This window comes from Deinococcus sp., from assembly GCF_018260405.1.
Taxonomy (GTDB): Bacteria; Deinococcota; Deinococci; order Deinococcales; family Deinococcaceae; genus Deinococcus.
Window position 1 is genome coordinate 23,819 of record NZ_JAGLBG010000012.1, and the last position, 12,648, is coordinate 36,466.

Consider the following 12,648-nt stretch of genomic DNA (forward strand, 5'->3'; position numbering starts at 1 on the left):
ATCGCCGCTACAGGCGCGGCAAGTCACCGCTGCGCCTCGGGGGGCAGAGCAGTCCGTTAAACCAGCTGCCCCGCGCTAAACTGGCGGTTATGACTGCACTGCTGACCACCGCGCAAATCCGCGATAAGTTCCTGCATTTTTTTGAAAGTAAGGGCCACCTGATTTTGCCCAGCCACTCTACCACCGCGCCCGATCCCACCACCCTGTTCACGGTGGCCGGAATGCAGCCCTTTAAGGACAACTTTATGGGCGCGCCCGCCGTGTTCGACGGACAGGCCAGCAAGCGCGTGACCACCGCGCAGAAGTGCGTGCGCGTGGGCGACATTGAGAACGTGGGCCGTACCCGCCGCCACCTCAGCCTCTTTGAGATGATGGGCAACTTCAGCTTTGGTGACTACTTCAAAAAAGACGCCATTCTCTGGGCCTGGGAATTTCTGACCAGCCCCGAGTGGATGGGGATGGACAAGGGCAAGATGTACGTCACGATCTACAAGGACGACGACGAGGCGTTCGGCTACTGGACACAGGATGTCGGGCTGGAGGCCAGCCACATTCACCGCTTTGACGCCGACGAGAACTTCTGGCCTGCTAACGCGCCGCTCGAAGGCCCCAACGGCCCGTGTGGCCCCTGCTCGGAGATTTATTATGACCGTGGCCCCAAATACGGCGACGACACCTGGGCCGACTACTTCCAGACCCGCGAGAGCGCCCGCTTCCTGGAAGTCTGGAACCTCGTTTTCCCGCAATTTGACCGGCAAGACCTGGACGAAAACGGCCAGCCCGTCTTGAAGGACTTGCCCTTCAAGAACATCGACACCGGCATGGGCCTGGAGCGCGTCGCCAGCGTGGTGCAGGACGTGGCGGACTTCTACGACAACGACGTTTTTGCGCCGATGATCGCCAAGGTCGCTGAACTAAGCAGCCAGCCTTACGAGGGTGAGAAGAGCGTGTCGCACCGCGTGGTCGCCGAGCATATCCGCAGCGTGAGCATGATTCTGGCCGACGGCACCGCCTTTTCTAATACTGGGCGCGGCTACACCACCCGCAAAATCATGCGCCGCGCCATTCGCCACGGCTACATGCTGGGCCTGCGCGAGCCGCAGCTGTACCAACTGGTCGGGCTGGTCGCGCAGAGCATGGGCGGGGCGTATCCCGAACTGCGGGCCAATCAGAGCCGCGTGGAAGCCGCCATGAAGGCCGAGGAAGAACTGTTCCTGCGAACCCTGGAAACCGGAATTCAGCGCCTGGGCAAGCTGCTGGGCGGGATGCAAAGGGGGCAGACGCTGGCGGGTGACGAGGCGTTTACGCTGTATGGCACCTACGGTTTTCCCATTGACCTGACCAAGGAAATCGCCGAGGAATACGGCGTGAGCGTGGACGAGGCAGGTTACGCCGAGAGCCTGGAAAAAGACCAGCAGCTTTCGCGCGACGGCAGCAAGTACGGCAAGTCCGAGCTGTTCGGCGGCAATCAGGAGGCGCTGGAAGGATTGCCTGCCACGCAATTTGTCGGCTACGACAGCCTGCAAGCTGAGGGCCAAGTGGTCGCCCTGGTCGGCGGCAGCGAACGCCTGGGCAGCCTGGGTGCGGGCCGTGAGGCCACCGTCATCTTGTCTCAAACACCTTTTTATGGTGAGGGCGGCGGCGAGGTGGGCGACACCGGGCGCATTGAATGGGAAGGTGGCACGGGGATTGTGCGCGACACCCAGAAAACCAAGCAGGGCGTGTTCCTGCATAGCGTACTGGTGGAGCAGGGCGAGCTAAGGGAAGGCGCTAAGGTGCGGGCGTTGGTCGCGCCCAGACGCGCCGCCATTCAGCGCCACCACACCGCCACCCACCTGCTGCACGCGGCGCTGCGGGCCGTGCTGGGCGCGGGCGTGCAGCAAAAAGGTTCGCGGGTGGCCGCCGACCAGCTGCGCTTTGACTTCTCGCACGGGGCCGCGCTAAGCGCTGACGAACTCGCCGCCGTGGAAACCCTGGTCAGCCGCTGGGTAAGCGCCAACTTTGCCGTGTCGTGGCGCGAAATGCCGATTGCCGAGGCCAAAGCCGCCGGAGCCACCGCCCTGTTTGGGGAAAAATACGGCGACACCGTGCGCGTGGTGAAAGTCGAAGGCGATGTGGATTACGGCGGCGTGGCGGTGTCCAGCATGGAACTTTGCGGTGGGGCGCACGTTACGCGCACCGGGGACATCGGCGCGTTCGTAATTTTGTCCGACGAGAACGTGGCGGCGGGCGTGCGGCGCATTGAGGCGCTGGCGGGCGAGGCGGCAACCGCATGGCTGCGCGAACGCCTGAACGCCTCGGCAAAGGTCGCCGCGCTGCTGAACACCAATCCCGAGGGCCTCGAAGCCCGTGTGAGCGGCCTGCAAACCCAGCTCAGGGCCGCCGAGAAGGAAACCGCTACCGTCCGTAAGCAGCTGGCCGAAGCCCAGATGGGGGGCGGCGGCAGCGCGGCCCAGACGCGTGAACTGGGCGGATTCAAGGTCGCCAGTCTTAAGTTAAGCGGCATTGAAGGCAACGAACTCCGTAGCGCCGCCGACAAGATGCTGGACAGCAGCGGGGCCGACCTCGTGGTGCTGGCCTCCGACAAGGGGCTGGTGGTTAAGGCCAGCAAGGCAGCGGTGGAACGCGGCGCACACGCCGGGCAACTGGTGGGCAAGCTAGCGGCGGCGGGCGGCGGCAAGGGCGGCGGACGGCCCGACATGGCGCAGGCGGGGATTACAGACGCGGAAGGAGCGTTGGGGGCATTAGAAACGGCGTTTTGAGAATGAACGACAGGTGATGGATGATGAAACAGGCTGGGGCTTTGGCTCCGGCTTTTTTGTAGGCCGGGCTGTGATGAGCGATTCACCGAGAGTTCACCGGGCACCTGCGGCGGACGGGCTGCTGTTCGTCGCCACGGGCCACGTAGTTTGCCAGTGTGCCGATGCAGCAATGGAAAACCGCCCCCGGTGACGGAAGCGGTTTGGAATAGGGCCGGAGGCACATCAAGGTCGTGGTCGTTAAAGTGATGTGTGCCGGGTAAATGGTGAGTGGTGCTGGGCAAAAAGTGTGAAGGAGTGACCCCGCCCCAGGGTCTGGCTGCGGCCTTTTCCCCGCCGCAAGGTAGACCTTCGCCTGCGCTCTGGCCCCAGTTCCGCCTCCAGGGTGCGCCTTGCAGCCCCACTCCGTCAAGGCCACACGTTCGGAGGCGCTCAGGGCAGCTCGGTCAACCAGTTGGCCTGCTGAATCTGGGTTTCGAGTTCGCGGCGCTCTTTTGCCAGGTTGTCGGCCAGCTTTTGCAGGTCGCGGGCCGCAATCACTGAAACGATCCGCACTTCGCTGTTGCTGTAGCGCGTCTGCCGTTCGGACGCCGTCGTCGCGGCGCGGCGCAGCACCTTGAGGCGCAAGTCGAGCAGGTCGCGGCGGGTCAGGGCATCGGTCAGGCTCAGGCCGCCGGGCAACGTGGCGCTGAGGTTGGCCCGGTAGATACGCGGCAAGAGGGCTTCGAGGGACGCCGTCACGTCCAGAAACTCCTGCAAGAGGGCGCGGGGGTCCTCGGAGGGTTCCTCGTCTTCTTGCACCTGAAGGTTACGCATGATCCGTTCTTCGAGCTGGGCCGCCCGCTTTTGCAGGTCGGCGCGGTCAATCAGGGCTTCGGCCAGTTTCATGCACTTATTGTGCTGCATTGCGCCCCGGGTGTCGTAGGCCGAATGACCGATGCTGGCTGTACCAGCCCCAACCCCCCAACTGGCCGCCTCAGCCACCATCCCTAAGCCACTAGGCCCACGATTTCCCGCGCTCCCTTCCCCTATTCTCAGTTCCAAGATGGCTTTCGATTCCCGCGCTCTATTTGCACTTGATTTTCCCCGTATCCGCGAGGCCCTGGCCTCCCGCGCCGCCACCTCGCTAGGCACCGAACGCGCCCGCGCCCTGTCGCCGAGTGACGACGCTGGGCGCATTGCCCGTGAACTCGACGAACTCGAGGACGCGCTGTTCGGCGTGAGCCTGAGCCTGGGCGGTATTCAGGATATCCGCGACATTCACCGCCGCGCCCAGGAAGGCCGGGTGCTGGGCGGGCCGGAACTGCTAAGCGCGGCCTACTCACTCGACGGCGCGGTAACGGTCAAACGCGCCATAAACGCCAACTCGCGCGGGCCGCTGCGTGAAGTGGCGCTGGGCCTGGGCGACCACTCGGAACTGGTGCGGCGCATCCTGTCTTCGCTTGACCGCGAGGGGGGCGTGCGCGACGACGCCTCGCACCGACTGCGCGACCTGCGTAAACGCATCGAGCCGCTGCGGGGGCGCATCCGCGACAAGCTGGCCGGAACGCTAGAGCAGTGGTCGGAGGTCTTACAAGAACATCTGGTCACCATTCGCCGTGACCGTTACGTGCTGCCGGTGCTCGCCAGCCGGGTTGGGACGGTGCAGGGCATCATCGTGGACGCCTCCGCGACCGGGCAGACCTACTTTGTCGAACCCGCCGCCATTACGCAGCTGAACAACGAACTCACCCGCCTGATTCTGGATGAAGAAGCCGAGGTCAGGCGGATTCTCACGGAACTTTCAGGTCTGTTTGCCCAGGACGCCGACGTGCCGATGACGCTCGTCACGGTGGGCGAACTCGACCTGATCGCGGCCAAGGCGCAACTGGCCCGCGACTGGCGGCTTAACCGTCCCCAGCAAGTCACGGACGGCAGTTACGACCTGCGCGAGGCCCGCCACCCCTTGATCGAGCACCCGGTGCCCAACGATATCCAGCTCGGGGAAACCAAGCTGCTGCTGATCACCGGCCCCAATATGGGGGGTAAAACCGCGACCCTCAAGACCCTGGGGCTGGCCGTGCTGATGCACCAATGCGGGCTGTATGTGGCGGCGGCCTCGGCCAAGTTGCCGATTATCCGCGACGTGCTGGTCGATATCGGCGACGAGCAGAGCATCGAGGCGAGCCTGAGTACCTTCGCTTCTCACCTCAAGCACCTGCGCTACGTGCTGCGCCACGCGGCTCCCGATACCCTGGTGCTGATTGACGAGCTGGGCAGCGGCACCGACCCCAATGAGGGCGCGGCGCTGGCCCAGGCCCTGATTGAAACGCTGCTGGCGCAAGACGCCCGGGGCATCATCACCTCGCACCTCGCGCCACTCAAGCTGTTCGCGCTCGAAACGCCGGGCCTGCGCAACGCCAGCATGGGTTTTAATCTAGACACGCTGGCCCCGACCTACCACCTACAGGTCGGACAGCCGGGCCGCAGTTACGCGCTGGCAATTGCCGAACGCATGGGGCTGCCGGGCAACGTGCTGCGTCGCGCCGAGGAACTGGTGGGCAACGACGCGGGCATGATGGAGCGGCTGCTGGCCGAGCTGGAAAAGGAACGCGCTGACCTAGCCCACGAACTTGAGACGGCCACGGGGGCCCGCCGCGAGGCTGAGGCCGAGGCCGGGCGCGTGCGCCAAGAACGCGAGACGCTGGAAATGCGCCGCAGCGAAATGCTCGCCGAGGCGTCCCAGAAAGCCGAGAGCCTGTACGCCGACGCCGTCGAGCGTGTGCGAACGCTGCGGGCCCGTGCCCAGGAGGACAGCGCCCGCCCCCGTGTGATGCAGGAGTTGCGCGAACTGCGTGTGCAGGCCCAGAAGTCGCGTCCCGCGCCCATCAAGCGCGAGGACCGTGGCGACCCGATCCGCGTGGGGAACAAGGTCGAGGTGCCCGCCTACAACGCGCACGGGCAAGTGCTCGAAATGCGCGGCGACGATCTGGTGGTGCAACTGGGGGTCATGAAGGTGGGGGTCAAGCGGCGCGACGTGCGGCTGGTGCCCGAGCCCAAGACCAAAAGTCCCAGGCCCACGTTTGTTGGTTCTGCGCCCAGCCGCTTCGACAACGAATTGCAGCTGCGCGGCCTGGGTGTCGAGGAAGCCGTCGAGGAACTGCGCACCGCCATTTTGGAAGCGCGTGCTCTCAAGGAGTCGCCGCTGCGGGTCGTGCACGGCAAAGGCATGGGAGTGCTGCGCCGAACCCTGCGCGATTACCTCAAAAACGACAAAAATGTGGAATCGTTCCATGACGCCGAAGCCAACCAGGGCGGGCACGGCGTGACCATCGTGAACATCAGGCGCTGAGGCGGGCAGGTGAAGACGTCATACGGACTCTGGTCAATAAGGCGTGTCAAAAACCGTTCAATTCGGTCGAAATTGTACAGCTGCGCCGCAGAGCGGATTTGGGTGCCCTCTTGCTTGACCAAAACGGCGCCCATGAAGGGGCCTGCCCACTTCCCGACTGCGCCAGAATTAAGCGGAATCTGTAATAACTCTTAGATCGGCCCCCACGCTGTCAGGGGGCCGATCTTCATGTCAAGCACGATATGTTCAGCAGACCCGACTTTATTTAGGCGCGAAGGAAAAGCTGAACAACCAGCGAGTGTTGTTGGCCGCCGCCGGATACCACTGATAACCGATAGTCGGGCCGATCAGCACAGGAAGGGCATTGAAACGGAAGAGAACATCATTGTAAAGAAAGTATTGTTTGTCCGTCCAGTTGGCCTTGACACGCGTCCGGATCATATTGACACTGAAGTCGTTCTTATCGTCTATGCGGTAGGAGATAGAAGCGTTCGTCTCGCGGTAACGGCCAAAATTGAGATCCGAAAGCGGGACCCGGTCATTCTGTTTGGCAAAGCGTTCAAGGTGACTAGCATTGAGCGTCAGCCCCTTTAACGGGCGCACTTCGATGCTTGGATTCACGTCGATACTGGCCTGATAACGGCTATAGGTAGGGAAAGTAAAAAGACGAACCGTACTACCCAGATTGACATTGACATCCTTGCCAATGGGCTCGCCATAGTTGGCAGAGATCTCAGTTTGTGTGTAAGGGGCAGTAATAAAACCGCTTCTTACATTGGCCTGATTGAACTGTTCCATGCCCACGCCGACATTATTGAGAATGCGAACACGGTCCTTCCAGGTGGTAAAAGCGTAACCCGCCGTAAACCTTGAAAGTGGCGCGTTACCGCCGTAAACTTTGCCCTGAGCGTCTTTCCACTGGTAGTTCCCAGTATAGTCCGAAACGGGGCCAACCCACTGGATAATCCCGGTGTATTGCACGCCCTTCCAGGGATCATGACGCACTTCGATTTTAGAGATCCCGGTGGGAGCAAGGTCGCCGTTGTCGAACAGTCCGGCGCTGTAGGTCGTGTCGTTTTGCCGGGTCGTCAGGGCATACTCCCAGTAATGAGGCCGTTTGACCAGTGAAACGCGCAGGTCGGTGTTGAGGGGCAGTGGAAAGTAACGCACCCCGAAGCCGGTCGTGCCGCCCATGTTTGAAGCGGTCAGTTCGGTGGTGGAAAAACGTGAAAGATAATTGGGTGGAAAAAAACTGCCGGGCCCACTCTGGGCTGAGACCATTCCCGAAAGAACTGAACCCAGAGCTAATAGCTGAAAGAATGGACGTCGCGAGCTTGACATGAAACCATGGTGCAGAGGCATAATTTAAGAAATATGAGAATAGTCGCCCCCGCTGCGTCCCTGACAGCTTCCCAGAACCAAGATTTAAACTGCACTGAAATGTTCGCCTAAAAGATGACTGTAAGCTGACGCTGCAACACTGGAGCCGTTTGAGACAGCTGGAGAAAATCTCAGTTTTACTCATAATTTCTAATTTTTTTATTATCTAACCTACACCTTACACATCATCCTTCTCATCTCCAGTCATTCTCAGAGACGGAGAGGTCAGAAGAGATGCTTGCAGGGGGCACTTCAAATGGCTGCCGGGTACAGTCGCAGTCATCTGGGTGCTTTTTCCGGATGACCTACACTTTCCTCAGCCACCGCCTTTGGCTTCTGCTTTCGGCTGGCATTCAAACAAGGTGATCACCTGGTCATCACCCGCCAGCTTCCTAGCAGCACTTTATAGAGATGGTGCGTGTGTTAATTTGAGCTTCTGTGTCTTCTTTGCCTGCTCAGCACCCAGATAGTCCGCCACGCCTGACTTTTGCGGTGCTGGCCGTGGGCACGGTGGCGTTTTTTACACTGGGACTGATTCAGGCCAGTTACGGTCCGGCCTTCAGTTTTTTTCAGACCCACTATCACATTGCGCTGGCGAACGTCGGTCTGATTGCCAGTACTCATTTTCTTGGCTCCGCTCTTGGTAATCCGCTGCCCGGCTTTTTGCTGGCGCGTTTCAGTACCGCGCAGGTCGTCGGCTGGAGTCTGCTGCTGCTGGCGCTGGGGGCTCTCCTCATCGCTTTTGCGCCGCTCTGGAGCGTGGCCGTCGTCGGGGCGCTGCTGTGTGGGGCTGGGCTGGGCAGCACTAGTGGGGTTCTGAATGCCGCCTACGCTTCGCTGGGAACTCAGGCCGTCAATCTTGTCAACGCCATTTTCGGAATTGGCAGCATGGTATCACCCTTACTGCTCACCGGACTCGGGCCACACGGCCTCCAGTGGCCTTATGTGGTGGTGGCTGTGTGCTGTGTTCTGAGCCTGCTCACAGCGCAGTTGTGCGGCGTACCGAGTATTCATGTTCCCGCTGGCACGGCTCCAGACCGCATACTTACGGGCCGGGAACATCGTTCTCTCTTTGTGTTTGCGCTGCTGCTGTGTCTGTATGTCGGTCTTGAGGTCGGCTTCGGGACCTGGTCAGGCAAACACCTCGAAAGCCTGGGAATCAGGAATACCGCGCTGGTCCTGAGCGGTTACTGGGGAGGGCTGACCGCAGGGCGCATTCTGACTGGGCTATTCGGAGGCCGGGTCAAACCCGGACGCCTGATCCTGGCTGGTGCAGGGCTGGCAACCGTCTGCGCGTTGATCGCGGCGCTCGGCCAGCCTCAGCTTGCGGCGCTGGCCTATATCGTGGCCGGGCTGGCCCTCGGACCGATCTTCGGCACGTCTCTGGCCTGGCTGACCCACTCTTTACCAGCGCGGCTTATTCCGTTTCTGCTGCTCTCCGGCAGTGCGGGCGGCGTGCTTATGCCAGTCCTATTGGGTCAGTTTTATGTCCGGAGTGGTCCGCAGGTCGTTCCCTTGATCCTCGCCTGTGTGGGCCTCCTGGTAATTGGAGCCATCCTGACGCTTAACAGGGCGCTGTCACAACGAAGCTGACGGTTTGTTGGAGGGAGGGAGTGTCATGACTTTCAATTGGCCCAGTCGGTTTTTTGCCGTATGTGCAAAGTCGTGGCAGCCCGTATCAGGCCGGGGCAACTGGACTGCTCACGGGCTCAAGGGTGCCGCCTGCCAGCAGAATGGCGAATTCCTCGCCGGATAGCGTCTCGCGTTGTAGCAGCACGTTCACGACCTCGTGAACATGGGTCAGGTGTTCGCGCACCAGTTGAAGCACGCGGCTATAGGCTTCGTCCATGAGGCGGCGCACCTCATCGTCGACCAGGTGAGAAGTTGCCTCACTGACAGCGTGCATCTGTGGTCCGCCGCCCAGATAGTTGCCGTCGTCGGTGGCGAGCGCCACTTTGCCGATGCGCGGGGACATGCCCCATTCGGTGACCATGCGCCGGGCTATGTTGGTGGCCTGCTGAAAGTCGTTCGACGCTCCGGTAGTTACCTCGCCGTAGATGACTTCCTCGGCGGCGCGGCCAGCAAGGGCCACGGCGATCATGTCTTCCAGGCCGCGCTGCGTGACGTGCAGGCGGTCGTCGGCGTCGGGCATCATGTACCCGGCGGCGCGGCCACGCGGCACCACCGTCAGCTTGGCAACCCGGTTGGCATAGGGCAAAAGCTGGGCGGCCAGGGCGTGCCCGACCTCGTGGTAAGCGGTTACTTTGCGGTCGGCCTCGCGCACCACCAGGCTGCGGCGTTCTGGCCCCATCAGGACCCGGTCACGCGCCTCTTCCACATCCTTACCCGTAATCCGTGTGCGTCCTTCCCGCGCCGCCAGCAGCGCCGCCTCGTTCAGCAGGTTCTCCAGATCGGCCCCTACCATTCCAGCTGTCCTCCGGGCAATCGTCTCAAGGTTGACCGACACGTCCAGCGGTTTTTTCCGGGCGTGAATCCTCAGAATCTGTTCGCGTCCACGCACGTCGGGGGCGTCAACCACCACCTGTCGGTCGAAGCGGCCCGGACGCAGCAGAGCCGCGTCCAGCACATCCGGGCGGTTGGTCGCGGCCAGAATGATCACGTCTTGTCCACTGCCGAAGCCGTCCATCTCGACCAGCAGCTGATTGAGGGTCTGTTCGCGTTCGTCGTTGCCGCCCTGCATGTTCATGCCGCGTTTGCGGCCCACGGCGTCGATTTCGTCGATAAAGACGATACAGGGCGCGGATTTCCGCGCCTGCTCGAACAGGTCACGTACCCGGGCGGCTCCGACCCCCACGAACATTTCGACGAAGTCCGACCCTGAGATGGAGAAATAGGGCACTTTGGCTTCTCCAGCGACGGCTTTAGCTAAGAGGGTCTTGCCGGAACCGGGAGGGCCGACGAGGAGGACGCCGTGGGGAATCCTGGCGCCGAGCTGGTGGTATTTTTCGGGCTGGCGAAGGAAATCGACGACTTCCTGAAGGTCTTGCTTGGCCTCGTCACAGCCCGCCACGTCACCGAAGTTGAGCTTGATCTGGCCCTGGCTGATGATCGCCGCCTTCGATTTCCCAAAGCTGGTCGCCGCGTCGTTGCCTCCAGCAGAACGGTTACGCAGCAACATCACCACTAGAACGCCAATCAGCGCCAGGGTCAGCAGACTGCTGAGAATGGTCAGCAGGTTCAGCCGGGCGGCGGGAATATAAGTGACCTCGGCGCCCGCCGCCTGTAGATGGCGCAGCTCTATGGCCGGGTCAGCGGGCAGGCTCCGCGTCTGGTACGGCTGGTGGTTCCTCAGCTGCCCGGTGATGAGGGCCGTGCCGTTTTCATAGCGGATATTGGCGGTCTGTACCTGCCGGTGCGCCAGTGACTGAGTAAAGTCAGTCAGTGTCAGGTTGTTGCTGGTGCCTCTGGGCGCGAAAATCAACAGGGCCAGCAGCACGGCCATAGTGCCGATGCCAGCCGCCCAGCCCCATGACGACTTCATGTGCGGTTGTGTTTCCAGGCGCTGTCAGACATGCCCCAGTTTACGGCGCTAAGCGTTCCGGACAGGAGTAGGCCGGACACACTTGCGGAGCAGATAAACCAGAAAAAAGCGTGACCCTGACCGCAGATCACGCTGGCTCAACACTTGCATCATGTTCTTCATGCTCACGCTATCTTCGGCACTCAGGGGCACGTCGTTGGCAAAGGCTTTGGCGACCTTGACGACGGCGCTGGTAGGGCGGGCGTGCAGGCCATGGAGGGCGGTAAGCTTGAAGATTTTTTCGAGTATGGGGCGCTCTTGGTAAGTGGGCCGTGGTGATTGGGTCGGCAGAGGCTTGCGGCGTGGGGCTGGTGGAAAAAGCAGTGTGGGCCGTTTCCCTCAGAGCCTTAGGCCGCTGCGGTTTTCAGCCTTACTCCAGCACCTTATAAGCCTCTACGATCTGCCCGTGCATGGGGTTCTTGGCAGGTAGGCCGGTGGTTTCGGTCACGGCAGCCTCGATGCCCTTGCCTTTAATCAGGCCCTGCATCTGCGCTGATTGGGGGTCTTCTGGGTTGTCGTAGTGCAGGGCAGCGGCGGCACCACGCAGCAGGGCGTCGTATGGCAGGCCGAGGTCGGCGGCCATCTGCGCGGGGCCGATGATGCGGTCTTTGGCTCCCAGCTTACGCAGCGGCTCGCGGCCCACGCGCAGCACCTCGTCGCGGATGTGCGGATTCTGGAACCGCTTGGCAATTTTCTGGATGTACTTCTCGTGTTCAGCTTCGTCGAAGCCGTACAGCTTGACCAGCGCCGCCCCGCTCTGGCGCATGGCGGCCAGCACATATCCCTGAATCTCGGGGTCGTTAATGCTGTCCTCGACAGTCTGGTGGCCCTTGCGGTTGCCCAGGTAGGCGGTGATGGCGTGGCCGCTGTTCAGGGTAAACAGTTTGCGCTGCACATACGCCACCAGATTGTCGGTGAGCTTCATGCCCCCGATTTTGGGCACCGGCCCCTTAAAGGCGGGTGCCTCGACAATCCACTCATGGAAGGCTTCCACACCCACGTCCAGCTGGTTTTCGCCGGTGAAGGGCGGCACGATGCGGTCAACCGACGAGTTTGGAAATCCGACGTGCTGGTCGGCATATTTTTTGCCTTCGTCCGATAGGTGGGTGTAGACCTGCTCCTTGAGGAAGCTGCTCGCGCCGACCATGTTCTCGCAGGCGATAATGTTCAGGTCACCTGCATTGGCCTTAGCCCGCGCCTCGATGCCCTGGGCCAGCGTACTGGCAATGATTTTCAGCACGTTGGGGCCAACGGCGGTGGTCACCAGGTCGGCGCTGGCGATGGCGGGCACGATGTCAGGGCCATTGCTGAGAATCCCGGTCACGCCCGACACCTTTTCCTCACGCTTGTCGAGGTCCATGATGTGGATGGTGTACTCGCCTTCCTCTCTGAGCGCGTCAATCACTTTCTCGTTGACGTCGGCAAAAATCAGTTTGTAGCCGCTCTGGACCAGCAGCGCCCCGATAAAGCCGCGCCCGATATTGCCTGCTCCTAATTGAATGGCGGTTGGCATGGTGGTTCCTCCTAAAATTAAACTGTACTGCCTGGAACAAGCCTTTGTAAGAGGCTGTCTGAGGCCCTAACCATGGGAAATGTTTTAGGCTTTAACGGTGGAACGCGCAGCTTACCCTAGCGAC

General features: G+C 61.5%; 8 protein-coding genes. 3 read left to right on the plus strand and 5 right to left on the minus strand.

What is annotated here, in order from left to right; genetic code table 11:
- Positions 1–89 precede the first annotated feature (89 nt).
- Positions 90–2,762 (plus strand): alanine--tRNA ligase, encoded by a 2,673-nt coding sequence (gene alaS, locus QZ269_RS03225; RefSeq protein ID WP_291424250.1) that lies wholly within the window; start codon positions 90–92, stop codon positions 2,760–2,762.
- Between the two features lie 429 nt (positions 2,763–3,191).
- On the opposite strand, the gene QZ269_RS03230 is transcribed toward alaS, so the two are convergent.
- Complete coding sequence (locus QZ269_RS03230) at positions 3,192–3,647, minus strand: DIP1984 family protein (RefSeq protein WP_291424252.1); 456 nt, start codon at positions 3,645–3,647, stop codon at positions 3,192–3,194.
- 157 nt (positions 3,648–3,804) lie between these two features.
- Between QZ269_RS03230 and QZ269_RS03235 the strand changes: the two genes are divergently transcribed.
- Positions 3,805–6,090, plus strand: coding sequence for an endonuclease MutS2 (locus QZ269_RS03235; protein WP_291424254.1), 2,286 nt, complete (start codon positions 3,805–3,807; stop codon positions 6,088–6,090).
- A 261-nt stretch (positions 6,091–6,351) separates the two neighbouring features.
- On the opposite strand, the gene QZ269_RS03240 is transcribed toward QZ269_RS03235, so the two are convergent.
- Positions 6,352–7,431 carry a hypothetical protein gene (locus tag QZ269_RS03240; RefSeq protein WP_291424256.1) on the minus strand — a complete coding sequence of 360 codons (1,080 nt, stop codon included), beginning with the start codon at positions 7,429–7,431 and terminating at the stop codon, positions 6,352–6,354.
- 477 nt (positions 7,432–7,908) lie between these two features.
- On the opposite strand from QZ269_RS03240, the gene QZ269_RS03245 reads away from it, so the two are divergent.
- On the plus strand, positions 7,909–9,063 hold the full coding sequence (locus tag QZ269_RS03245; RefSeq protein WP_291424258.1) for a sugar MFS transporter: 1,155 nt from the start codon (positions 7,909–7,911) through the stop codon (positions 9,061–9,063).
- 85 nt (positions 9,064–9,148) lie between these two features.
- On the opposite strand, the gene ftsH is transcribed toward QZ269_RS03245, so the two are convergent.
- The 3 genes from ftsH to QZ269_RS03255 are packed head-to-tail and all read right to left on the minus strand — an operon-like array spanning position 9,149 to position 12,524.
- Complete coding sequence (ftsH, locus tag QZ269_RS03250; protein ID WP_291424260.1) at positions 9,149–10,972, minus strand: ATP-dependent zinc metalloprotease FtsH; 1,824 nt, start codon at positions 10,970–10,972, stop codon at positions 9,149–9,151.
- A 48-nt stretch (positions 10,973–11,020) separates the two neighbouring features.
- Positions 11,021–11,335: an HPr family phosphocarrier protein gene (locus QZ269_RS13540; protein WP_367272196.1), complete on the minus strand. Its 315-nt coding sequence runs from the start codon at positions 11,333–11,335 to the stop codon at positions 11,021–11,023.
- Between the two features lie 46 nt (positions 11,336–11,381).
- Positions 11,382–12,524: a mannitol-1-phosphate 5-dehydrogenase gene (locus QZ269_RS03255; protein WP_291424262.1), complete on the minus strand. Its 1,143-nt coding sequence runs from the start codon at positions 12,522–12,524 to the stop codon at positions 11,382–11,384.
- Positions 12,525–12,648 lie beyond the last annotated feature (124 nt).